13 protein-coding genes and 1 pseudogene are annotated in these 25,278 nt (G+C 44.1%); 3 read left to right on the plus strand and 11 right to left on the minus strand.

Annotation, left to right across the window (positions count from 1 at the left end; translation table 11 throughout):
- Window positions 1-659 precede the first annotated feature (659 nt).
- From KUV50_RS17715 to KUV50_RS17750, 8 genes are all read right to left on the minus strand, one after another.
- Window positions 660-2,735: a T9SS type A sorting domain-containing protein gene (locus tag KUV50_RS17715; protein WP_222581530.1), complete on the minus strand. Its 2,076-nt coding sequence runs from the start codon at window positions 2,733-2,735 to the stop codon at window positions 660-662.
- A gap of 131 nt (window positions 2,736-2,866) precedes the next feature.
- Window positions 2,867-4,102, minus strand: a complete 1,236-nt coding sequence (locus KUV50_RS17720) for an aminotransferase class I/II-fold pyridoxal phosphate-dependent enzyme (protein ID WP_222581531.1) — start codon at window positions 4,100-4,102, stop codon at window positions 2,867-2,869.
- Window position 4,103: 1 nt separating this feature from the next.
- Complete coding sequence (locus KUV50_RS17725) at window positions 4,104-5,417, minus strand: bifunctional folylpolyglutamate synthase/dihydrofolate synthase (RefSeq protein ID WP_222581532.1); 1,314 nt, start codon at window positions 5,415-5,417, stop codon at window positions 4,104-4,106.
- A gap of 1 nt (window position 5,418) precedes the next feature.
- A complete protein-coding gene (locus KUV50_RS17730) occupies window positions 5,419-6,600 on the minus strand; it encodes an AIR synthase related protein (RefSeq protein ID WP_222581533.1) in 1,182 nt (393 codons plus the stop codon).
- Window positions 6,601-6,679: 79 nt separating this feature from the next.
- Window positions 6,680-14,527 carry a malectin domain-containing carbohydrate-binding protein gene (locus KUV50_RS17735; RefSeq protein WP_222581534.1) on the minus strand — a complete coding sequence of 2,616 codons (7,848 nt, stop codon included), beginning with the start codon at window positions 14,525-14,527 and terminating at the stop codon, window positions 6,680-6,682.
- Between the two features lie 112 nt (window positions 14,528-14,639).
- Entirely contained in the window at window positions 14,640-15,710 is a 1,071-nt protein-coding gene (locus tag KUV50_RS17740) for an aminoglycoside phosphotransferase family protein (RefSeq protein ID WP_222581535.1), read from the minus strand.
- A 1,592-nt stretch (window positions 15,711-17,302) separates the two neighbouring features.
- Entirely contained in the window at window positions 17,303-17,644 is a 342-nt protein-coding gene (locus KUV50_RS17745; protein WP_222581536.1) for a hypothetical protein, read from the minus strand.
- Between the two features lie 31 nt (window positions 17,645-17,675).
- A complete protein-coding gene (locus tag KUV50_RS17750) occupies window positions 17,676-18,668 on the minus strand; it encodes a YpdA family putative bacillithiol disulfide reductase (protein WP_222581537.1) in 993 nt (330 codons plus the stop codon).
- A 371-nt stretch (window positions 18,669-19,039) separates the two neighbouring features.
- On the opposite strand from KUV50_RS17750, the gene KUV50_RS17755 reads away from it, so the two are divergent.
- Window positions 19,040-20,365 carry a TlpA family protein disulfide reductase gene (locus KUV50_RS17755; RefSeq protein ID WP_222581538.1) on the plus strand — a complete coding sequence of 442 codons (1,326 nt, stop codon included), beginning with the start codon at window positions 19,040-19,042 and terminating at the stop codon, window positions 20,363-20,365.
- Window positions 20,366-21,889: 1,524 nt separating this feature from the next.
- Here KUV50_RS17755 and KUV50_RS17760 read toward each other — a convergent pair.
- Entirely contained in the window at window positions 21,890-22,063 is a 174-nt protein-coding gene (locus tag KUV50_RS17760) for a hypothetical protein (RefSeq protein WP_222581539.1), read from the minus strand.
- 209 nt (window positions 22,064-22,272) lie between these two features.
- On the opposite strand from KUV50_RS17760, the pseudogene KUV50_RS17765 reads away from it, so the two are divergent.
- Together KUV50_RS17765 and KUV50_RS17770 are read left to right on the plus strand one after the other, a co-directional pair.
- Window positions 22,273-22,497: pseudogene (locus tag KUV50_RS17765) on the plus strand (hypothetical protein); the annotation flags it as partial.
- Entirely contained in the window at window positions 22,494-22,736 is a 243-nt protein-coding gene (locus tag KUV50_RS17770) for a DUF4926 domain-containing protein (protein WP_222581542.1), read from the plus strand. The pseudogene KUV50_RS17765 and the gene KUV50_RS17770, both read left to right, overlap by 4 nt.
- Before the next feature lie 62 nt (window positions 22,737-22,798).
- Here the strand turns inward: KUV50_RS17770 and KUV50_RS17775 are convergent, their stop codons facing one another.
- The gene (locus tag KUV50_RS17775; RefSeq protein ID WP_222581544.1) at window positions 22,799-23,077 is read right to left on the minus strand and encodes a hypothetical protein; all 279 of its coding nucleotides are present in this window, start codon (window positions 23,075-23,077) and stop codon (window positions 22,799-22,801) included.
- A 229-nt stretch (window positions 23,078-23,306) separates the two neighbouring features.
- Window positions 23,307-25,226, minus strand: coding sequence for a hypothetical protein (locus KUV50_RS17780; protein WP_222581545.1), 1,920 nt, complete (start codon window positions 25,224-25,226; stop codon window positions 23,307-23,309).
- Between the last annotated feature and the right edge of the window lie 52 nt (window positions 25,227-25,278).

Genomic DNA, 25,278 nt, shown 5'->3' on the forward strand with positions numbered 1-25,278 from the left:
GCAAGTTCATCCTTGTCTGCAATCTGATTGACCAATTCATCGAGTAATTTTTGAGTTTGATCTTTCATAGTATAAAGTTTTTAGACTCACAAAATCAGATCAATTCCGCTCAACACAAAATTTTTTGGAAAGTCTTCTTGAACTCCACAAATACACAAACTACTTGACAGTCCCAAAAAATACCACCTCACAATCAGCACAAGCTGTGCGCCAAATCTCATGACCTAACTCCAAACTCAAGTACCAAACCACAAACCATACCACCGCACATCAGCATAACCATAAAAGTTAAACTATACGCTAAATCCTATGAACCGACTCCAGACTCAAGAACCAAACCAAAAACCATTCCACCGCACATCAGCATAACCATAAAAGTTAAACTATACGCTAAATCCTATGAACCGACTCCAGACTAAAGAACCAAACCACAAACCATACCACCTCACATCAGCATAACCATAAAAGTTAAACTATACGCTAAATCCTATGAACCGACTCCAGTCTCAGGAACCAAACCACAAACAATACCACCGCACATCAACGCATTCCAGTAAAGTTAAGCTACATGCCAATCCCCATGAACTGACGCCAAACTTCAGAACCTTACCACAGTCATTACCGATTCAAATGCACTTCTATGCCCTATCAACCATCAATCAATTAGACTGATAAATCACTCGAATATGATCCATTCGGTCCCCAGAAATTACCTGAAGTATATACATACCGGAAACATTGAAAATATCACCTGACAAATCAATCCGCTGTTTACCAATTTCCAGATCAAAATGATGCCGGGATAAAAACGCTCCCTGGCTATTCAACACGCGTATCTCCACTGGTCCTTTTTGTTGGAGATCAAGATTTAGTTGGAGGTTATGTGTAAATGGATTCGGATAAGCGTTAAGTTCAGATTGTGACACCTGAATTTCTTCGCTGTTGATTTTCTCACGGACTTCATCCGAAATCCCCCATTCAATATTCTCTTTGGCAACGGTTTGTACGATCGCCCTAGAGTAACCTTGTACCAATTCTGCTCCACATGTATCCATGAGAATCAGATTTTGTGTCAGCATGGTGGTTTCTTCGTGGCACGTATCGGTAAAAGTCCAGACTCGACTCACATCAGTGCGGTACGGATCTTCACTGGAATAGGACACAAAGAACTTGTAATCTACCTCAAATTGTCGTGTAGAATCACCGAGGTATATGGGTTGGTCGTTGACTGGCAATGTAATGCGGTTATTCTCATCTTTTTCCAATGTACCACACAATAGCGTGTCAACAGGTACATCAAATACATCCGCTGTAAGTGCACAAGTTGGGCTAAAAACAATTCGTTGCGTAAACGTATCCGTCATGACGACCGTGTCACATTGGGACTCCACTATAAACTGACGCAATAGTCCTTTGGCCCCACATTCTGTATATTCTTCACGGAGCTTTTGAGTTATTTTCAGGTTCTCCGGACAATCGGACTGTATCACACCATTGCTCAACATAAACGTAGTATCAATCGGGTTTCCGTCATTGCAATCCATGGTATATACGGTCAAACTGTCAATATTTACAGTGTCCGCTTTAATTTGATATCGACCAAAAACCGCATTTAAAAGTTCTGAAGATAAAGCGACATTGCCTTTGCGATAGTTCTCCAAAGCCAACTCGACGACATCCTGGTAGGTATTCTGATAAGATTCATAGGAAATAAAGATGTCATCTAACGTCAACAACTCCTTGTACTGAACCGTATCATTGGCTGGCGGATCGGGTTCATCAGGTTTATCAGGTTTGTCTGGCTTATCCGGTTCATCGTCTCTACACAAGCCATCGACCATAATCTTTTGCTCAGCTTCTATTTTCTTTCCCGTGCATTGATCTGAAAACACCCATGTTCGTATGACCACATATTTACGATGTTCCTGAATCATAGTATATACTTTGTCATAATACGAAACATAAACTTTGGAAGAATGACAAGAAGATTCCCAGCCCCCATACAAGGTCACCGGTTTGATATAATCAGCCAGCTTTACATGGTTGTTGTCTTCGTACTTGATCGGTGCACACATCCACTGAACATCGGGAATATTGAGCATTTTCTTAGAAAATGAACAGGACGGAACAACATGGATTTTTTGGGTCAGTTTTAGTGTATAATCACGATTGCCACACCATACTCCGATGGAGAAATTCCGGATAATGGTTCCGGTTCCGCATTTTCCCAGTTCCGGCCAGATATCCTGGGTAACCATAATCTTACAATCATCGACATACCCAAGTCGTACTTTATCGGTGACATGTTTCTTTTCCGTGTAGTGGTATCCCTTTTGATCCCAGTCATTGTACCCGGAACCATGTCCCTGAGTTGTGTAGCTTCCTGATTTGTACTTGGTTACACATTCAATGTCCTTCACAGGGTGATGTGTAGGCAGCTTTTTGCCATATTTATCGATGATGTACGTGGAGTTTCTAATCCACCCTGTTTTATAGGTTCCAAAGGCCTCATCGAGTCGGGATTTTGCCGCTGCATTCCATTTCGGTGAATTGTTTTTCGCCGCGTCCTCTACGATATCCCGGTAATACTTTTCATATGCCTCGCAACTGATGGTGACATCTCCAAGCTTAATAATTTTGGGACCCCAAGGCGCCTCCTCGGCTTGCAAAGGTGAACCCAGTAAAAAAATTAGAGATAATGTGGTGAAAAATGGTGCGTAAAAGTTCATTTCCATATTGAGACAATTTTAACTTACTATGAAAGTAATAATAAAATTGTACAATCTCGATATGTTATACCATAAACATTTTAATATATCATTTGAAAATATATAATTATTTACAAATAAGACATTTACACATTAGATCAAACAGTCATTTTACCCTTATACTCACCTTTATCTAATTTTTCCTTGACTGCATCAAAGGCATCCAGCGTGAGTTCCACGTCTTCAGACGTGTGTGCAGCAGTTGGAATAAGACGAAGTAAGATCACACCCTTCGGTACGACAGGATAAACCACGATCGAACAAAATATACCATGCTCTTCTCTCAGATCTTTTACCATCGCACATGCTTCCATGGTATCGCCTTTCATAAATACCGGTGTCACACAGCTCTCTGTATTTCCCAGATTGTATCCGCGATCTCGCAACCCGGATTGCAGTTGATTCACGATATCCCACAATTTCTCTTTAAGCTCAGGATGTTTACGAATCAATTCCAGTCGTTTGAGGCCTCCTTCGACATAGCCCATGGGCAATGATTTAGCAAATACCTGAGACCGGGCATTGTACTTCAGATATCGGATTACTTCTTTATCTGCAGCAAAAAAGGCGCCGATTCCAGCCATCGATTTGGCAAAAGTAGAGAAGTAAAGATCAATTCCCTCCGTCACGCCTTGCTCCTCGCCCACGCCGGCACCGGTTTTACCGATCGTTCCAAAACCATGCGCATCGTCCACCAATATTCGGAAGTCATACCGTTCTTTCAATTCCAATATTTCCTTGATCCGGCCTTGTTCGCCTTGCATACCAAAAACACCTTCTGTAATAACGAGGATTCCACCACCCGTTTTTTCAGTAATCGCTGTTGCTCGTTCTAACTGTGTCACCAGGTTATCGATATCATTATGCTGGTAAGCAAATCGTTTACCAACATGCAATCGCACCCCATCCACGATGCAGGCATGAGAACCGTCATCATAGATCGCTACATCTCTTCGGCTTAGAAGCGCGTCGATAGCAGACACCATGGACTGGTAGCCAAAGTTGACTAAGAACGCAGATTCCTTACCAACAAAATCTGCAAGTTCCTTCTCGAGTTTGGCGTGTTGGCTGGTTTGACCGGACATCAACCGAGATCCCATCGGATAAGCCAGTCCCCAGTCTTTGACCGATTGGGCATCGGCTTTACGCACTTCGGGATGATTGGCCAATCCCAGATAATTGTTGACACTCCATACGACTACTTCGCGTCCATTAAACGTCATTCGGGAACCGATATCACCTTCGAGTTCGGGAAATACAAAATAACCTTCACCAAAGTCTGCATACTTTCCCAGTGGACCTGGCTGATTTACAATTCTGCTAAATATATCCATATCATAAAATTTCTTCAAGAAGATATATACTGCCCATGACTAGGCCGATATCCTCTTTATTCGCATTTAAAATAATTTCATTAATGGCACGCTGTACCGATGGCCATGTTTCTCCATTAAGGCCATATTTCTGAGCCTCAAACTGCAATACATTAGAATCCATTGCTCTAGGAACATTTGCCGCACAAAAATAATACGTGGCATGATCAGGTAACACGGAAAAAGTCTCCTCTAAATTCTTCCCTTTGACCAATCCTAAAACAATGTGCAAATGTACACTATTATTTTTAAAAAAGCGTTCGAAATACCTTAAGCCTGCCGGATTATGTGCTGCATCAGCGATAATCAACGGCGAACCATGGATCACCTCATACCGTCCTCTAAACCCTGTCAAACGAATAAAGTTTTCCAACCCGGATTTAGCTGCTGTTGATTTCAAGGGCAATTCCTTATTTTCCTTCAATATGTGTAACGCATGCAATACTGTATTGAGGTTGTACCGGTGGTATTCTGCTTTGTTGGGAAGTTCAATCTTTGAACCCGGTAAAACGTTTTTCTGAAGGTGATACACTATCCCGTCGTGTGTGTCCTCAGAACGGAGGATCAGTGATCGATCTGAATAAATCAACTTAGATTCTTTTTCATCTGCTATCTTCTCAAAGACCGGGTAAAGTTTGGGGTCTACATTCCCCAATACGGTCGGACGATTCTTTTTAATGATTCCTGCTTTCTCATGAGCTATTAATTCGAGACTATCTCCGAGAATATCCTGATGATCATAATCGATATTGGTAATAATAGCCAATAGCGGTGTGATTACATTGGTCGCGTCCAACCGACCGCCCAGACCGGTTTCCATAAGGACAATATCCACCTCCTGATCCGCAAACCAGCAACATGCCAGTCCCATGCTCATTTCAAAAAAAGAAAGGTGACTGGTCCGCAAATAATCATAATGTCTCTGGACCCAGGCCAACACGGATTCTTCGTCAATCAGGTCACCGTTAACCTTCATGCGTTCCCGGTACGATAGCAGATGCGGTGAAGTGAACAAACCGGTTTTGAAGTCATTCTTTTGATAAACAGCAGCCAACATATGTGCTACCGAGCCTTTGCCATTTGTTCCGGCAATATGTATCGATCGAAACCGGTCCTGGGGATTCCCCAGATACGCCAAAAAATTGGAAACTTTTTCCAGATCATAGGTATCCAGCGCTTTCCGGCCGACATGTTGGAACATGGGCAAAGCATTCATAATAAATGCCTCCGCTTGTGCATAGGATGTTATCTTATCCTGTTGATCGTTATTGGTCATATCACCCCAGTAGATGATAAGTACCTTGATCGTCAGTGACAGTAACACGGGATGGTCCCTGTGCTTTTTCCACATGGCCGATCACCTGTGCATCGATATGGAAGTCTTCCGCTATTTCTATCATGCGACGAGCCGATGCCTCATCAGTATAAATTTCCAGCCGGTGCCCCATATTAAAAATTTGGTACATTTCTTTTCTGGGCAACCCCGATTCGTTTTCGATCAATTGGAATACAGGCGGCAGTGGCAACAAATTATTTTTCACGATCTGTACTTGATCCGCAAAGTGAAGGACTTTGCTTTGCCCACCACCTGTACAATGAATCATCCCATTGACATGGATGGGCAATTCATCAACAATAGCTTTAATCAGTGGCGCATATGTTCTTGTTGGAGAAAGCATTATGTCACCTATCAAATACTCTTTACCATCGATTTGAACCACATCATCCAGCCGCTTACTTCCAACGTACTGGTACTGAGAATCAACATTGGGATCTCTGGATTCAGGGTATTTCTCACCGTAGTAAGCATCCAGAATATCATGCCTTGCCGAAGTCAGTCCATTGCTGCCCAGTCCGCCGTTGTAGGCGTTTTCATAGGTCGCATGACCATAGGAAGCAAACCCGACGATGACATCACCGGGCTTGATGTGATTGACAATGACATTTTCCCTCTTCATCCGGGCAAAAGTGGTATATCCTACATCAATTGTTCGAACGATATCTCCCACATCAGCCGTCTCTCCGCCAGCCAAATGAATGCCGATATTATAAGGTTTTAATTGATCCGTAAATTCTTCAAAAAAATCAATGATCTCCCTAATAACTTCGCCTGGAATCAGACTCTTATTTCGTCCGATGGTGGAAGAAACGACGATATTATCCAAAGCACCTACGCAGGCCATGTCATCAATATTCATGACCAGCGCGTCCTGGGCGATCCCTCGCCAGACACTGGCATCGCCGGTCTCTTTGTATTTCAGGTAAGCCAGGCTGGTTTTCGTCCCGGCTGTATCGGAGTGCATAATGTTGCAATACCGATCATCACCGACCAGATAATCCGGAAGAATCTTACAAAAAGCATTCGGATATAAGCCCTTATCCAGATGTTTTATGGCTTCATGCACCTCCGCTTTTGAGGCAGAGACCCCTCGCTTTTCATATTTTAATGAATCACCCATTTCTTATTTTTTTGCAAAAATAGCAATTTAGACTGATCTTAGAAAGCTCAGTCTCTCGATATTGAACTTCTCCTCGCTCTTACCGTATCACTTCAAACCGTCCCGTCACGACCTGGTCATGAGTTCGGATCTGGTATACATACATTCCTGATGTATACCTATCGGTCAAATTGTGATGATAGATCGTTTCTCCGGCCTGAAGTTGTACCTCAAAAGATTCTATTTCCTTTCCATCGATCGATTGGATACTGATTAGAGCATCGGAAGTCTCCGGTGATGAAAATTCAAAAGTTTGATAATACTCCGCAGGGTTCGGGAAGAGTAGTACCTGAAGCTCTTTTGATTCTGACTCATATTTCAACGCTATCGGTCGTTTTTTGAGTTCTGGTGTATAAATTTCTGAATCAAAGCCAGCATTCAATGTCACATCGTCCAGGTTAAATTCTTTGGTGCCCTTGCCAAGGTCAAACGACAATAAAACATCATCCCGTTCTAGCCTTTGATCATGTGTCACACTATTCCACGATATGATAATATGGTTTCCATCTCGGGACCAATGGTCATCTGTGATATTTAATACAGACTTATCATGGATCGACCAATGCTCTATAGCATTCATATCCAATGACAATTGGAATCCAGCCAACCGGATTGATTCTGTCATCTTTACGACCAACCGAGTATGCCCATTAACATCGGTTGATTTCTCAAGTACTACAGGAAGTACTACCTGACGATTCCGGCTGGTTGTTCGAATGAGGTAATCCGAATCAAAGTTTACATCCCCCATCTTGACACCGACCCAATTATTCTCCTGATAGGTGGACGAAGTTTCTATTCGCGAGTAAGCCTTCAAGGTAGATTTATCCACAAATCGCCAGGGTCTGACCTGCACAAAAGCATTCTGTTTGCCTAAAACGAGATTTCTGATCTCAGCCAAATCCATTCTTTCTATCAACCCATTGTTATTCACATCCGCAGCTACCTTTTGATAAGGATTGGCAAATACGGATGGATTGTTAAGATACCGTTGAAGTAAAATCACATCAAGCGTGGAAACGCCATTCCTGTAAGAGCTCTCTTTGTCCAGGTAGACGATTTCAGGATTCTCATCGATGTTCATGAAATATTTTCCATCTTCTACAAAGTAGGATGATTTTTGAGTCGGTCGGGATTGCATATTCAAGGTTACTCCCTGAATAAAATTTTCATTGGGATCGACAATCGTACCAGCAAAAGTCATCGTGCTTCCGTCCGTGCTGCAATTGTTATTGACCACCACAATCTGTTCATGTTCGAGTGTTTCACCACTGCACCAATCCATAACCCGGTAGGTTCGAACTACTTTCTTCATATTCGGATTACCAATCACATCATGCACCTGATCATCATAGCCAATGGCCATCATGCGACATCCTTCCGGGAAGGTGTACTCTGCTTTCCCCACCAGGCTCACCGGTAGATTGGCATTTCCATTTGCATCATATGTCAGATTCATACATACCTGTGTGTCATCCGGCCAGGATATCATTTGCTTTCGAAGTGTGCATGTAGCTTCTATGGTAATATTCTGCGTATAGGTTTTTGTGATTTTATGATCGCCACATCCGGTGGTCACATGGAACTTACGCATGATGGTCCCTACGCCGCAATCATTTAGATCGGGCCAGATGTCCTGAGTAATTTCTGCACCACAATTGACACCGATATACCCCCGGGTATAAGCCTCCGACACGTCCTCGAGGATAGTTACCGGTACGTTTCGCGTCCTCCATACGATGGTATTATCATGGGCTGTATCCTGATAGCGAATCTCTTTGACAGAGTCCGTACACACCGTATTGACCACGCTAAATGCGGTCGGCAGCACTTCGCCATTCATATGGACAGGTTCTCCTTTTTCATTTTCCCACACAGCCTGGTATCCGCCAAGCAGATTATCCAGATGTTTAAATACGGTCTCATCCTGATCACTACTTCCACTTTGAATAGCCAGATCTAGTACAGGTTTGTAGTACTTTGCATAGGCATCGCAAGTGATGGTGATGTCATCCAGGTCAACCAGCTTTTTGGCAGGTACATCTTCCCGGATATATATGGTAGCCCGGCTGATGCTGTAATTGCACCATTGGTCCATCACCAGCAGTTCAACTTGAACGGTCTGGCACGCATCTTCACAACCAAATGGGATCCGCTTGGACCACCCGCCACCAAGATGATGCTGTGGGACCTCAATCAAAGGATTGCCGTGTTCGTCTTTGGGACCACAATGGCTCGCCCAGTGCGCACGGATCCCGTCAATCCATCCTTCCACTACACGATCTCCACATGCTTCATCATCCTCCAGCCATTCGATCATTTTTCGGTAATACAGTTCGATCTCGCCACTATCCAGTACACTCAATGGATCGATGTTATTCAGTTCTTCAAGCGTCGTGACATGAGCGATCTTGTCCGTACACAAATCCACACAAAATTCATCCCAATCAACCCGCCGTCCAAGGACCAGTAAATCCCCGCAGTTATCCCAGCTGCCTTCATCTATATCAATCGCATTCATCCACCCTTTTTTAGATTGTAAGGTAAATTCCAGCGTAGTATTGGCCACCACCGTGGGAGGTACTCTGTCCACCACACGAATAAACTTACTCCAGGTACTTTGATTCCAACAATTATCTGCGGCTTCATAGCGCACTTCTTTCACTTCTTGCTTAGAGTTCCCCATAGGTATGATAATGGGGTCTGAAGTATGGGAATAAGTATACACAGTACAAGTGTCACCGTTTGCCAAGATTTTTAACTCCGTCGCCGTTAGCTCCATCGCTACTGCTCGGGTTCCTCCTTTTACATCGACCATTGCTTTCACAGAATGAATCCCACTACAATCATCTATAACCTGCACATCCGGCACAAGAACCGCTGCATCGCAGCTGTGGTCCCGGGTCTGGTAAATCGTTGGATTATTTCTTTCCCATTCCAGGGCGGCACGATCAATTACACCACTCCGAATCGATGTCTTAATTCTTTCCTGGTCCCAATCGGTCGCATAGCAAAAATCAAAAATCGGCCCCATCGTGTCAATAAGGGTTTGCCACTGGCTCAGTGTTATTTCTATATTTTTACCTGTACTATCGTAGGAAGCTACCAAATCAACCTCTTCAGCTGTCAAATCCTCCACACAACTGTTTGGTCTATCCGTCCAGCAAGTCTGTACGATTCGTGTCGTTCGCCCGCGGGTTTTAGGACATTCACCAGCCCATGCCGGCTGCTCCTCCCGCTCTATAGTTATACCACAAAGATCACCAACATCAGTGAGGCATATCGTATCACAACTTTCCGGACCGGTACCAGTCACACTTCCCAGGGATGGAATCTTGATAAGTATGCAGTCAAAATCAGCATGCGATCCACCATCACAATAGGAAACACACTGGCCGTTCGCATAGATAGAAGGCCAGCCTCCTGAGAACCAATAGGGATTGTTGCCGTGACCATTATAGAACCAATTTCGATCCACTTTTGCAAACGTTCCTCCTTCCGATAGAATTAAATCTCCAGATTCAAGCAACAAATAAGGGTAGTAATTATAAGCCACTCCCGGTAAGGTGATATTCACCGGATTGTCATGTCCGTCGATCAAAGATTGCAAAAAGCCATAGCCCAACTGCTGCGAACTGGCGGTTCCGGTCAGGTTTCTCATGTACCGTCCCGATACAATATCACCAATCGTAACTTCAGTCCCATCGTTTTTACGTAAAATAACGCATTCTAAATATTTTTGAAAAACAAGCTCCCCCTGTTGCCAGGCATTTTGCAGTCCGGCTTCAATAACCGTTTGTGGTAATTCATAGGTGACTCCATTTAACTTGGAATGCGGCAATTCATAATCATGTAAGCCAACAGGTTGCTTCCAGGCGGCATAGTGTTTCAGAAGCTCCCCGGAATGCGGGATGGGTTCGATTTCACAGTAAAAGGTATCTTCCGAAGACCCGACAAATGCATCAGGAGTCAGTTTAGGCAATCGAAACACCACAATGGTATCGCTGCAGAAAGAACTGTAAATATCTTTGTAACTAAATTCCCAATGGCGGATAATCCGGGATGAAACATCACCCGCAGAATCACAATGATCCATGTCAATATCCACAAAATTCAGTGTGGGAGTTAATTCCCGGTCACACCCTAACACCGCGGTGGGGCCAGGGAAGTCGGGGTGATAAGGATCGCTTATGCGAGGATCAAAACAGTAGACCGTATCCGCCGGAAGACATTCAATTCGTACATCCCTATCCGTGATGATATTGACATATACAGTCCGTTCTTCAGTATAGCAGAAGTTCGATGCATTTAAGGAAAATTCAATAAATCCTCTTTGGATATCTTGCTCCGAGGGTGTATAAGACTGCGCTTGGGAGAATCTTGACCCCGAACTGAATCGCCCAGTTCCGTTTGTAGTCCAGTACAACTGATCAATGGCAGCACCCCCTGATGGAAAAGACACGTTCAAATCACTAAAATAAAACAGTTCTCCTTCACATATACTCGCTTGATCATTCAACGCAATCTCAAAGGATGGAACTTCATTGAGTATCAACGAACCAAAAGCATTGCAATCTTGCGCAAAAGTTGCCTTAAAATACAGGATCACCGGGAACTGCTCAGGCACAAAGCTATTTATATTAGCGATCATGTCGCCCGGTTCTCTGGACGCACTGGTAAATACCATCAAACTATCCTGATTCAGATCAATCATTGCTTCCAGATCGATCGCCTCGCCCAGACAGGCCAATTCTTCCAATACAATATCCGTTTCCGGGTTGGATACCACCAACTGGACTGTGGACAAAGAATAACACAGCGAATCCCCCGCAATAAATGTCTTCGCATACAACGTGTCGCCCGCAGTCTCGTACCCGCATTGCCCTGTCCGGGACACTGGGTTTGATCCTGCTACTGCATCTTCTTCAGAATGATAGTATTCCACAATGGTATTCTGAACTCCTGGCATGCGAACTGCGCTGTCAATCTCACACAAGTCAAATCCAGCTGTCGTCATCCCCGGCTCCAGACACAAGGTTCGGGTCACATCCCGGGACTCTGGTCCAAGTAAGCCAAAATCATAAGTATAATCATACAGCATATCCGGATAATTGACCTCTGCGATCACACATCCAGGAATCAAAGTGTCGATACCGTCGGAATTGATTCGGGGATCATCCCCCTGAAAAGCCGGTGAAGCTTTCCGTTGAAAACCATCTAGTGCCGTTTGGTTAAGGTCGATTTTTACAATGTATCGCTCTGTGCGTTTTAAATTCTCAAACAGGTACAGTCCCGCTGAATCCGTCATGGTGGAATCTACAAGTTGGTTCCCCTGTTCTTCATCCACCTGAATCAAGTACAACTTGACGCCCGGAATCCCTTTTTCATTTGCATCTTGTATGCCATCCCCATTGCCATCACACCATACATAGTTCCCTATATTATTATCCGGAAGGTTATAATAAAACTCAATATCGCCCAATCCGTTTGCTTTCCCAAATTGATACTGATCGACAAAAAGGCTGGCACGCTGTTTACTGCCATCTGTGGTCGAGTATACATGAGTACCCTGGGTATAGACCCCATTGTATTCAAAATTATTATTACCATTGGTTAAGATCGGATTAAAGACCGTTAAAACCACCTCATTCCGACCGGGCATGACTCCTAGTCCGCCTGTAAAAATCTCGCCGTGGTGCGCTCGATCTGAATCAAAGTAATCTTCATAAAAGAATTCTCCATTATAACTTGGTCCATCCAAATTGGAATAATAGGGAATAGTGTCGTTGTTGTCAGTCTCAATCTCAAAGCTATTACCACCTTGTGTGGAAGAGGGTACTGCTTTCAGAATATCTCCAGATGCATAACCAATCAGGTAAACTTGCTTTCCCGGTATCGGCGGGTAATTCATAAATCCGACCTGATGCGCCCACCGTCCCATGACTCCTACTATCATATGTCCCTGGTCATCAAAATCAATGTCCGAGATAATGGGTTGTGGGTATGACAAGTTCATCGTGTCCTTATCGGCTGCTAATTCGATCCCGGTTTCTTCCCAGGTATCGACCCAGGCTTCCCACACGGAAGTACGAAGTGGCCGAGCTTTATGAGAATCTGCATAAGAACTGCGTTCTCGAGGATAACTTAAGGGAAACTCAAGCTCTATATTAAATCCTCCCGCGATATTCTCGGGATCGAAGGAAACAACATAACCAAACAAATGATCTTTAAGCTTTGTGATCGACCCATCGGAAACCAAGCCCAAATAACCACGTCCTTCGTGAAAGGCAATACCCCAGGGCCTCAATTCCCCGGACAAAACCTTGTTTTGGGGGTTTCCGATGACCTGGATTCCGGCGATGAGTGCTTCGGACAATTCATTCCCGACCAACTGGCCGTTAAAGGACAAATCAAGTACCCCATCATTTACGACTACTTCAAACTCTTCTACGTGCGCTTTGTACAAGTCACCTGCTTCCGAAAATATATCAAAATTTGATAGCTTATTCACACCCTCCGCATCGACATTAAACAGTCTTTGGTTGGGTCCCGGACCAAACTGGGCATCAATTTCCGCAAAGTGGAGTCGTACCGTGTATGAACCATCATAGAATACTGGAATTCTGTAAGAAAAAGCACTTCCCTGTCGAAAACTACGATAAAGTATCGGTTCCGTCGTTCCTTCTGTGGAATTCATCGTGTTGGTTATTACATTCTCCACACTGCCAGCTTCCCCTCCATCGCTGTATTTATTACGCTCCCAGGCGACTTTATTAAGATCCGTAAATGCTTCAGCACCACCAATTCCCTGTCCGCCGGCATTCAAGTTCTGAATAAATGGAAAGCTGAGGTCAGGCAATCCAGATTGATCCATTATAGGATAAGACCGAATCGAATTAAAATCAGGCTCCCCGGAAGATACATCGATCGCAACCAATGAACGGTCATAAAGATTCACTACCCAAAGCGTATTCCCATCCTCGGACACATCGATGTCACCAATTCCCGCTTTTCCCACTTTATCAAATACATCAATATCATAGGTGGCCACCATATCTTTCATGGTCAGAGCGAAATTATCCGAACCATCGTGTTGGATGTCCCCGGGAACTACATTCCTCTGGATACTTCCGAAGTTGAGTGCACCACCATTAACTGTAGGCAGACCCTGTAAATCAAAAGAGGCTAAGCTCCCATTTGCCAGATCATATTGGTAGAGCCCGCCAATACCCATCGGCCCCAATCCAACGTGTCGTTTTACTAAGGCACTGGTATATATTTTTTGTGCTTGTTGGTGCATACCCAATCCCCACGTAGCTCCAACTTCCTGAATGGAAGCCAACATATTGGGATTCGGTGCATCTCCTCCGAGTTTTTCGATGACACCATCATGCATAAATCCGTACTCAATCAAGGCAGGTCCATCCCGACCTTCTGCCGGTCCGCCTTCATAACAAGGAAGGATGATACTTTGATTGTCGACATCAATATTTGGTCCGCTGGAAATCGCGACATAATAATTCACCATATCACTGGTGCCTGGTTCGGCAAAAAAAACAGAGGCAGAAGCTCCCATTTCCGCGTTTCCCTCCTGATGTTCACTATTGTAACCATCTACGACCACTCGGGCTCGCCGGGGCACATGTCCCTGGAAGACCCCATCCTGGTCTTCTGAAAAAGCAATGGGTTGCCCATCGAACCCCGTTGCAGTCACCGAGAAGCCGGGCAGATAAGGTTCGTCGACTTCTTTGGTTCCATTATTGTTCAGATCGGAATAAATAAAGATAGTTGTATTCGATTCGGTCGCATTTTGCCCGTGAAGCAGCACACCCGTACCAAATACAAACAACAACATGAGTTGTAAATGTCGAGATAAAAGTAGGTTCATAGTTTCGTTTTGGTCTTGAGATATATAAAACAGCTCAATATTTGCGAGGCAAATATATTAAAGATGTTCATATATTTCTTTTTTCAATCCATTATTTCATACACATCTCATTTTAAACCAACTGTTCCAGGCCTTCTTTCTCCATTCTTTCGAACAGATACATCTGACTTAATGCACGATCAAGATTGTGTCCCTGATAGTCTACTTGATAATACACATCCCCTTTAAGTTCATCTTCCAAAAAGCGCAGAACTTGCAACAAGGTAATTTTTTTTCCACCCTTAATCAAATATTTGATTTCAGCATTCGTAAGCAGCTGACTAAGAGGATTTTTAAACCCATTAAATAATGAATCTATCATATCATCCGGGACCAATCGGCCATTTTCAGGAAATTTATCTTCTTCATAGGGATTCAATACCGTGCGCATCAGATCTCCAAAGTCCGAAAAAATATCCCCTGGCATCAACGTGTCCAAATCGATGATACATTTGGGGGAACCGGTTTGGCGATCCAACAATACATTATTGGCCTTGGTGTCGTGATGAATCACCCGCGAAGGAAAATCCATCGTTTCCTGATCCAGAAAAACATCCGCATAGTCATCGATCCGGGCAACAAGAAAACGAGCCACCTCATTCTCAATCGGCTTCCGTTCGGCCAGGTAGCTTTTAAAGCCTTGGTATCTTTTCGTAAAATTGTGAAAATCGGGTATCGTAATCTTGTAATTTTGAGGATCATCTTGATTGATGTAACTCAAAAACGTACCGAATGCCTCTCCAATCATCCCCGCTTCATGCTGGTTTGTGACTTGATCAAGCGAGCGCGCATCGTCCACGAAGTGAAACATCCGCCAGGCTTGTTGATCCGTGGTCACCAGGTATGCTCCACTTTGGGCATGTGGGACCGGAGTCAGTATTTCGTAAGGATAATTCGGGCATTGTTCCTGAAGAAATGAAGCACATCGAACGATGTTATGAGTCACTGCGAAGGGGCGTGTAAAGACATTCGTGTTGAGATTCTGGAGCAGAAAGTCCTTCTCCGCCCCGGAGTGAATGACTTTCACGCGATAGGTCCGATTGATGTGTCCCGTTGGAATCGATTCATAAGAGTGCCATTCGGCCGAAGGTAAAAACTGGCTTGTGATCTCTCGAATGACAGATTCTGTATTGGATTGCGCCATACACCATTAATTTTTAAGGTATTCAATAATGTGACAAAGGTACTATTATTTGGATTTTGAAGTCAGATAAACCGCACCAATAAAAAGCAAAATTCATGTTTCATTGTTAAGCACCCCAACACCCAACAGCGAAGTTTACCTCCCAAGAAAATCATTCCGTCATAATTTATAATACTAAATGTATTTTATCGCTGATTATTTAACAGTGAGGTCCAACAACACCATTCTGGTTTTCAAGATTCAATTCAAAAGTAGAAGGGTTAATCAGATTATATTCTGGCTTGGGATGTAAAGAATGACCCTTTTTAGTTGTTTGATATACCCCCCCTCGCATAATAATGAACGTCCATAAAAGTTGTCAAAACCCGTCCCCCCCCGTACCGGCTGCTTTAGCTGCCGATAATTTCATTCTCAAGGAATGAAATTATACCATCTCAACACCATTATTCCTTTTACATTCCTATCGTCCTCACATATTTCATTAATTGACCATGAGTCTATAAACAGCCTATAAAAACTGGCTTCCTCACCGGGCACCTCCTGGTGCCACTTTCTTTGTTAAAAGAAGGATTTGAATTAGGTTGAAGGAATGGCCTGTTGGTCATTGCGCCACCGCTAAAGCTTCAGCGAACGCGGTAGGCGGCTAAAGCAAGCCTGCCCCGCATGGAATTTGGGACTCATACGAGGGTTTATCTGGTCGTTTTCTGGCTTTGGACGTTAAGAATGATCGTTGTAGTTCTTTTGAGGTATTTCGGGCATTTGTTATTGGCTGGAAATAAGATATACTGCCCGCTAAAATTCTCTGACCAGTTGGTGCCGAAATATTCCGAGCCTATGGCTCTCAAATGATTATAAACCTACCATCCCACCGGTTAAAACCGGTGGCTACCACATGCATCGAGCCTATGGCTCTTTTTCAAGTCCTACGCAATATTAATTATTCATAGAGCGTAGTTGATGCGCAATACCTCCCTCCGGTCGGCACTGCGCATCAACGGCCCGCGGTGCCACGCCGTCTGGGCATGTCCGCATCTCCCTCCCGGTCGCTACGGACGCCCAACAGCAGCTATACCTCATTTTTCTCCCCGATACTTCGTATCTTGCAGAAAAACGCCGGCATAGCCGCGGGCCGTTTCGATCTACACAGCATGCCGCTTTTTAAAACCCTGGATTAACCCAGAAAACAAGACCGCAGAGCGGTCCCAGTTTATTAGCAAACGGATCATAAAGTGCTTTTTACCGCAGAGCGGTCACAGAGTGCGCGCGAATCAGATTCAACACCTTGTTATCAGAAGGTCTCGCCATCGTTCACTACGGTCTCCAGTGTGGAGCATTTGTCTGGCTTCAGCCGGATGGCGTTTAACCACGTGGCAGTGCCCAAGCCAGGCTGGTCAGGCGTAAGCCACCTCGCTCACCCTGCTGGCTTCCGCCACAGCTTTCTTCCGCCACCACCCGCAGTAACATCGGTGAAATCTTGGCTTGGTGACCTTATTCAATGTCACAAATCTGGTGGGAAGCGCGCCAGTGTCACAAAGCGAAGCGTCCTAACAGCGTAGCATCCCAAAAGCGCAACGTCCCAACAGCGCAGCGCCCTAATTCAATATTCCATCTTGAAACATGATGCCCACGATCGAATCCAAAGAATGTCCGGTCGAATCGGTCAATTCAACACCGGCATCATCGTTTCGTGTATAGATACTGATCTTTGCAGCCAGTGCCGCTTCAAATCCATAATTGGATTTACGATAATATACCGCAGACTGAATCGCCATTTGTCGATACGATTTCTCATACTTTTGATTCCGTGACAGGGTAAGTTCTAGATATAGTACCCCATTTTTGAAGGCCAATGGCCTGGTATGATACTGCACTCCGGTTTTCTCATCGGTCTTACTGACCTGTATAAATTGCTGGTTAATTTCATCCCTTTTCATGGGGTTACAGCAATCATAAATTGTGCCAATCTTACGCTTGCAGGACTTTTTCCTTTTTCTTTATCTGTTCCATAATAATTTCGGCGTGAACCCGGGAATTTTCTATAAACAAGGTACTCGTCCGATCGCCGGCGACGATCACACCAGCCAGGAAAAGATTCTCGATATTGCTTTCAAGGGTCTCGGGATCGACCTGTGGTTTGCCGGGTTCCTGATCATTTCGTAAAATTCCAATTTTGTCCAGAAATGGATAATCCGGAACATACCCGGTCATGGCGAGCACATAGTCATTGGGTATGATCTTCTGGCCTTCGGGTGTCTGAATGAGCACCTGATCTTCTTCTATTCGCAGAATTTGGGACTTGAAATAGGCTTTAATGGAACCCTCTTTGATCCGATTTTCTATATTCGGACGGATCCAGTATTTGACCCGGGGATTGATCCCTTCCCCCCGGACAACCATTGTCACGTCCGCGCCTTTATGAAATAATTCCAGGGCTACATCACAGGCACTGTTGGCTGCACCGACCACCAGTACTTTTTGCCCCAGATAGGGGTGCGCTTCCTGATAATAATGACGCACTTTATCCAATTCTTCCCCGGGTACATCCATTAACTTGGGCTGGCCATAAAATCCGGTGGCTACGATGACGTAGGAACTTTTGTAATTCCTTTTGGGAGTAGTGATCGAAAACAACTCACCATTTTTTTCGATAGCTGTGACCTCTTCATAAAACCGAATATTAAGATCCCAGGCTTCCTGGACACGGCGAAAATATTCGAGAGCCTCCCGACGGGTCGGTTTATCGGAATGGGAAATAAATGGAACATCACCGATCTCCAGCAGGGCGGACGTGGAAAAAAAAGTCATATTGGTCGGAAAATGATACAGGGAGTCCACCAAGGTTCCCTTCTCCAGGACGATATAAGATATCCCCTTTTTCTCTGCTTCGATCGCGCAGGTCAGACCGATCGGTCCACCTCCTACAATAATCAAATCATACTCTACAGCTGATGTGTTCATTCAGTCAAAATAAATTTTAAAGTGATGCATGAAATTATTCAATGACCATTAAACTTATGATGATCTACAATGTTCAAATTTTCGTGAGGATTTAGCAAGAAGTTGTTAATTTTCTGACAGGTCGTTGCATTTAACATACTTCATCTATTTTTGCACCCGCCGATAAACACCGGGATTCGTTCTTGAACCACTAGTGTGCCGAATCATAAGTAAAACAAAACTATTGAAAAGATTATTTTTTGACATATTGAAGTAGTTAAACCGCATCTAGCCATAGCTAAATAAGGATTTGGATGATGAAGATATGGTGAAAAAGAAGCCATCAGTAGTGTTTGATATTTATGATTTGGTGCATTAGTAGAAAAATTGATATGAAAAAAATTACGATATATCTATTCGCCGTGCTGATTTTGGGCAGCATGCAGTCCTGTCTGGAATTGGGCCAAACCTATACCATGGTTGCCCCGGGGACCTGGAGGGGCCTACTCGATCTGCGGGATCAAGCCACACTCCCACCCCACCCCGAACATACGGATACCGATACTGAATTTGACTTTTCCAAGACCCCCACCGGAGTATTGCCATTTAACTTTGAGGTAACCTATCCCGAACCGGACTCGATGCAATTTTTTCTGATCAACGGTGCCGAACGAATACCTATTCCATCGTATACCTATGAACACAACATTTCCGGCGAAACCGGCCTGCTTCATCTTAACTTCCCCATTTATGACACCCACATCAAAGCCAAAGTTGAAGCAGGTGTCATGGAAGGACATTGGTTTGTTGATTATAAAAAGAATTATTCCGTACCATTTAAAGCCTACCTGGGCCAACCTTTCCGATTTACCGATGTGCCGGAAAAACCTCTCGCTGATGTGACCGGTAAATGGGCGATGGTTTTTAGCGAAGAGACTGAAGACGAATACCCCGCCATCGGTGAATTTCTACAGGACGGCACCGATCTGGAAGGCAATATATCGACGGAAACGGGGGACTATCGATTTGCGTCAGGAAATGTGTCCGGCGATGAATGGTTTCTTTCTTCGTTCAATGGCGCTCAGGCTTACTTATACGAAGGTAAAATCATCGATAAAGACCGTATTTTAGGGGCTTTTTATTCGGGCAATCATTTTCGGACGACCTGGAGTGCAGATCGGGATCCGGACGCCACACTTCGATCACCAGAATCACTGACTTCAGCCGTCACAGATCAACCGGTCCACTGGCAAGCGACAACCATCGACGGTCAACCCCTGGATTTTCAAAAACCACCATACACGGGTAAAATCAAGATCCTGGAAATCATGGGCAGCTGGTGCCCCAACTGCCACGATGAAGCGCGGTTTCTCCGGGAGTGGAAAGAAAACAGTCCGGAACTGCCGATCGAAATCGTCTCGCTGGCTTTTGAACGGTACGAAGATCGGATCAAGTCCCTCGAAGTACTTCGAACGTTTGTTTCGCAAATGAACATTGATTGGCCCGTGGTCTACGGTGGGCCGATCCAGTCGGCAAAAGAGTCCGAATTGGTTCAGTTTATTGACGGGATCCGGGCGTATCCCACCCTGATCGTATTTGACCGGGAGAATAAGATCCGTTATGTGCATACGGGATTTTATGGTCCGGCCACCTCAGAATATGAGGATTTTAAAAGGGATTTTGACGGGTTAGTGAAGAGGTTGAGTGAGGAGGGGTAAGTGGTGAGTTATAAGAAGGAATAATATTCAGCTGATGGACACTCGCCTTCCTCGAGTGCAGCGATTTCCTTCATTCAAGGTAGACAAGTGAGTCGAACATCGGTCTGAGGAGGGACGGGAATAATGCACGAAATAGCTATTAGTTGTATTTCCCGCTGATTTCGCTAATTTTCGCAGAAAAACATTCAGGCCACGAAGTGTTTCGATGCTAAAATGACGGCCTGCAGTCGCCATGGTAATATCCTGCCAAGTTAGTACACCTTCTGCGTTAATTTGCATGATCTTCGGGAGGCTTTGGTATTAGCAAATGATTTCCTGAGAAAAACTTCTTTCGTTTGTTCCCAAAATGTAATTCTAAATACAATAGGATTGTAGTATGGGTTTGGCGTTCGAGATAGTGGAATTATAGGCGTGTTTTGCCCCGTCGCTTAAAAATGACACACCACGAAAGTTGTCAAAACCCACTACACCCCCAGTAGCGGCTGCTTTAGCTGCCGATAATTTCATTCCTTGAGAATGAAATTATACCATCTCTACATCATTTTTCCTGCTACATTCCTTATCTTTTTCATATTTGTATATACCAACATTATCTTGAATCCGATAAATGCCGGGGTAGATCAGGAATGGAGGAGTTCTCCATATCTTTATGTTAAAAGAGGAATTTGAATTAGGTTGAAGGAATGGCCTTTCGGCCATTGCACCATCGCTAAATCTTCAGCGAACGCGGTAGGCGGCTAAAGCCAGCTTGCCCCGCATGAAATTTGGGGCTTGTACGAGGGTTTATCTGGTCGCTTTCTGACTTTGCTAGTTAAGAATTACCATCAAAGTTTTTTTAGTATTAGGAGCAATTTTTATTGGATAGGAATAAGTGTAAGATATACTGCCCGCCAAAAATCTCTGACTCGTTGGGGATGGCGGGGTTGGAAAGACAAAACAATAATGGGCATCCCCTTAACAGCGACGTTATTAAGGGCTAAACCACCGGGCCAAAACTCGCTAAACAAATAAGGTTTGTATTAAAACTTATTTTAACCCGTTTACTCCATCTTATTTTTAAAGCCATTCAGAAAATTCTGTCTTTACATCATCATGATTCAACAGATTTTCGTCATCAAAACTTTCTTCCTATGACAAGCTGAGCTCCTTTTTTTGTTCATCTGATAATGAATCATATAGTTTTCCAGTGTGCTTAAGCTGAATACTTGAAAGGAGGCTTTTCAATCATTTAATGTAGTTGCAGTTTGACTGTCATTTCCGATTTATTTTATTTCCAATATAACTCTTTTGCTAAAAACTGCACTCAATCAATAGGGTAGGAAAACAACAACAATCCCATAGTTGTTTGCCCCAAAGAGATCACTTTGGGAAAATCTCTGTTTTAGTGAATCACGAAGTGGCCACGCTAAGGCGTGGCAGGCTGTGGCAAGTCCTTCGGGATCAACGACCATCTGCGAAGCGTACCAATAACCAATAGCGAAGTTTACCTCCCGTCACGAAATAGGGAGGCGTACCAACATACAATCAAAAATTATAAAACCCCATCCACTCTTGTTTTTTATCTGCATTAATCGGGAAAGGGATCTCTTCACTTCCCCCGGTATGATTACGAAGGATCATTAGCGCAATTTCAGGCACATCATTGTAATCAAGCACGGTATCTATAGCGATCTGGTTTCCCAGACTTTTCCTTTTCATATCCCAATTGCTGAAGCTGGTATTCATTACCCCTCATATGATTGTCCTCATTGCGGGCTTGGGAAGCAATTACTTTGGCAAATATCTGACATTTGCATTAACTTTTTACTCGAAAATTGGTATATTACAGAGGACTATGTTGAGTATAGAAAATGCTATTATTTCACCTGATAAAATAAAACGTCCCCAAAAAAAGGAATGATAAATCAAGATGGTTGGCACAAGCAGGATATAAACTTGAAATCTGGCATATATTAAAACAAGATTTAAAAGAGCAACTCTCGGGCATAAAAGCAGTCGCAACTGATATGACACCCTACGGTCAATTATTTGAGGTGAAGGGTGAAATAATAGGACCAGGAATGGAAGAGCGTGAAACCAACAGAACAAAATTTATAACGATGTACCCGGATCATAAAAAAAGAACAATATGAAATTTAAACTATATCAAGAAGTGGTTTTACTTTCTGATATTCTAGAAAAAAATCTCAAAAAAGGAGATATCGCCACAGTGATTGATTTCCATCCTTCCAAACATACTGCAGATGGATATTCACTTGAAGTATTCAATGCTTTAGGCGACACCATCGCAGTGCTCACTTTACCAGAATCTGGCATTGATGAACTCAAGGAATCTGAGGTGCTAAGTATCCGCGTTTTGGAGAACATATAATGTAAAGTTATTGATCCAGCAAGGGATTTCTTCACTACTACGGTTATGATTTCGAAGAATCATCAGCACATTTTCAGGCACGTCATTGTAATAAGCACGGTATCTCTGGCGATCTGACGTCCCAGAGCCTCTTTTCCTGCAAACACCTGATTCGAATAATCAAACGATGGAAAACGGTAGGGAAACTCTCTTGTAGTGCCCGGTGTCTCGATTTGCAAAGTATCCATATGGAGTTCTACATCATTGGTTTTATCCGGCATGACGCTTAATGCCTCTGGTTTATCATCCATACAGGAATGTAAAATCAAAGTAATGAGCCAGCAAAAGTGTAAATATCTCATTGGGATGGTTCGTTTTTAAAAAGGAGATTAAATAATGTATAGATATAATCTCGCGCTTCCAGATCGCGGCGTTTCACTCTGCGCTCACGAATCGCTTCTTTTGAGAGGCGATCCGTTAGTGTGGAACTAAGTGAATAATGCACACAACTTCTGAATTTCAGCACTAGGTCTCGCTTCATCTCGTCTGAAAGATAGATAGAGTCCACCATCGATAATTTACCATTAACAATCAATAATTATAAAACCCCATCCATTCCTGTTCTTTCTCTTCATTGATCCGGAAAGGAATTTCTTCGCTCCCCCGCGTATGATTCCGAAGGATCATCAGGGCATTTTCAGGCACATCATTGTAATAAAGCACGGTGTCTGCAGCGATCTGGTTTCCCAGACTTCTCCATTCCCTATCCCAGTATTGAAGCTCGTATTCATCCCCCTCCCGGATGTGATTGTCATCATTGCGCGCCTGGAAAGCAACCTTTGAGATCATTACAGGACGGTCAAAAGCATAACCAATATAAAAATCGGTACCGCCGGCATAAGTCAGGGGATTACCATCGAATACCGCACGATCAGACTTTCCCGCCTCAATGTTGCGGGAGATCATCTTTCCTTCGAGTTTCTTACCGGAACCATCATAGAAGGCCAATTCCGCCAGATAAGCCTTTTCTGAGGCAGGTTCGAAACGAACGTATCGATACGTTTTTTTGGAATACACCGGATAGGTTCTCAAGTGCGTACTCCAAAAATTCTTTATTTTGAACAACGTATCCGCCTGAGCAAACGTCGAATCCTGAGCACCCTGTATGGTTGCATTATCGAGTGTCTTTATCCAGTGCGTTTTGGCTCTGTTTCGGGGGGAGGCCAAGCCGTATTTCCGCAGCAAGGGCACCGAATCCAGTAAAGAGCCATCCGACCTGAATTCATGAATTTGACCGGTCTCTTTCACAAGAAAAGGGTCCGTGACCGGATACACCTTTCCATCTTCCCATCGGCCGGCAATATAGAGCGTGTTCACCCCCAGATCATGACAGATCAGTTTGGGATTCTGATCCGGCCCATCCGACTTCCACTCCATCTCCGCCACCTGGGCCCATCCTTTTGCGGCATGGTACAGATTCACGGTATATTTTAACGAAGTATCCGCTGATGCGCCACCCACTTCCATCTCAAAATCAATCACTGGCCGATAGAAGGCCGTCACATCCCGTCCTTCCCGGAACAGCGAAGTGGGATCCTTCTGGGCAAAGGTCCTGCGATATACCTTCGGCACACTTTCACCGATGTATTTTTCCCGAACATCCAGACCATCGCCGCCGGCATCGAGAGCGAATTCCTGATCTCCATAGCGAAAATAAAGCCAGGAATGGCCATTGGTATGATGGGTTCCCCACTGGGGTAAGTACTCATTGCTGCAGGCAATGCCGACACTCCGGAACACATGGGTAAAATAATTGACCGCATCCTGGCAAAGGCCCAACCGGGACCGGTCAAACTGACGGACACTCAGCGCCGATGGATAATAATCCCGCACCTCCCCGACAAACCCGTAATGGAATCCGCTTAAGACCGAATCGATGACTTCCTTCACCGGCGTACCCTTTTGCAGCTTCTCCTGCACCCATTGGTATTTTTGGTTCAGAAACCGTCGGGTGCCGGCCTCCAGCGGTTCATCCCAGTTCCGATACGGTAATACATAATTACAGAAGGATTCAAAACCGGCCCGCTTGTCTACCGGTATAGCTTGCCACGCCTCTAAAGCCAGGTCGATATTCTCGATCAGAAAGTCCGCTGACACCTCCTGGATATCATACTTTGTCATCCCTGGCAATGGCTTCCCTTTGTCGGTGACTGAATCCAATAAGGCAATGTATGTGGATTTACGCAAGGCATCATCATCCATAGGAACCTGCGCCAGGCTGTCAAAGACCGGTTCAAATTCCGGCAATACTTCCTGATAACTGTAATAAGGCATATAACGGATCAGATATTCAGCAGCCATGTATTTCAGGCTGTCATTGGAATAATGCTCCAATACTCTTTCCAGTTCCACCCTATTGGCTCCAGCCAATTCAAGAGATCTGTTTATCTCATCCGGATAACGGTTACAGGATAAAAATATAAAACAGATCAATACAACATATAACATCATGTCCTCCTTATTACAAATAGCCCAAATTAGTCTCAAAATCATATTTCCATCT

It is taken from the genome of Membranihabitans marinus (assembly GCF_019802045.1).
Taxonomy (GTDB): Bacteria; Bacteroidota; Bacteroidia; order Chitinophagales; family Saprospiraceae; genus Membranihabitans; species Membranihabitans marinus_A.

What these genes read in the sequence shown, in the direction of transcription:
- KUV50_RS17715 (WP_222581530.1), bottom strand. Translation starts at nt 2,735, where the DNA reads ATGGAAATGAACTTTTACGCACCATTTTTCACCACATTATCTCTAATT.
- KUV50_RS17720 (WP_222581531.1), bottom strand. Translation starts at nt 4,102, where the DNA reads ATGGATATATTTAGCAGAATTGTAAATCAGCCAGGTCCACTGGGAAAG.
- KUV50_RS17725 (WP_222581532.1), bottom strand. Translation starts at nt 5,417, where the DNA reads ATGACCAATAACGATCAACAGGATAAGATAACATCCTATGCACAAGCG.
- KUV50_RS17730 (WP_222581533.1), bottom strand. Translation starts at nt 6,600, where the DNA reads ATGGGTGATTCATTAAAATATGAAAAGCGAGGGGTCTCTGCCTCAAAA.
- KUV50_RS17735 (WP_222581534.1), bottom strand. Translation starts at nt 14,527, where the DNA reads ATGAACCTACTTTTATCTCGACATTTACAACTCATGTTGTTGTTTGTA.
- KUV50_RS17740 (WP_222581535.1), bottom strand. Translation starts at nt 15,710, where the DNA reads ATGGCGCAATCCAATACAGAATCTGTCATTCGAGAGATCACAAGCCAG.
- KUV50_RS17745 (WP_222581536.1), bottom strand. Translation starts at nt 17,644, where the DNA reads ATGAAAAGGGATGAAATTAACCAGCAATTTATACAGGTCAGTAAGACC.
- KUV50_RS17750 (WP_222581537.1), bottom strand. Translation starts at nt 18,668, where the DNA reads ATGAACACATCAGCTGTAGAGTATGATTTGATTATTGTAGGAGGTGGA.
- KUV50_RS17755 (WP_222581538.1), top strand. Translation starts at nt 19,040, where the DNA reads ATGAAAAAAATTACGATATATCTATTCGCCGTGCTGATTTTGGGCAGC.
- KUV50_RS17760 (WP_222581539.1), bottom strand. Translation starts at nt 22,063, where the DNA reads ATGAAAAGGAAAAGTCTGGGAAACCAGATCGCTATAGATACCGTGCTT.
- KUV50_RS17770 (WP_222581542.1), top strand. Translation starts at nt 22,494, where the DNA reads ATGAAATTTAAACTATATCAAGAAGTGGTTTTACTTTCTGATATTCTA.
- KUV50_RS17775 (WP_222581544.1), bottom strand. Translation starts at nt 23,077, where the DNA reads ATGAGATATTTACACTTTTGCTGGCTCATTACTTTGATTTTACATTCC.
- KUV50_RS17780 (WP_222581545.1), bottom strand. Translation starts at nt 25,226, where the DNA reads ATGATGTTATATGTTGTATTGATCTGTTTTATATTTTTATCCTGTAAC.